Annotated in this window: 1 pseudogene; it reads left to right on the top strand. The window is 33.8% G+C overall.

The features are described from left to right. Positions 1–213, top strand: a pseudogene (locus IV55_RS10610) (site-specific DNA-methyltransferase); the annotation flags it as partial.

Genomic DNA, 213 nt, shown 5'->3' with positions numbered 1-213 from the left:
TGGATGATTAGCAATGGGGAATATAAAGAACTAGAAAAGCAAAATAGAATTCATTGGCCTAAAAATGGGAAGAAAATACCATATGGGAAAATATATTTAAAAGACTCATTAAACAAGGGGCAAATTAGTAGCGATTTTTGGGATGGATCTTATGGTACAAATCAGCGAGGAGCTGATGAACAAAAAGCGTTATTTGGAAAACGATTATTCGAG

Source organism: Furfurilactobacillus siliginis (genome assembly GCF_001437435.1).
In the GTDB taxonomy this organism is placed as follows: Bacteria; Bacillota; Bacilli; order Lactobacillales; family Lactobacillaceae; genus Furfurilactobacillus; species Furfurilactobacillus siliginis.
This window is presented reverse-complemented; position numbering and strand designations above follow the sequence as displayed.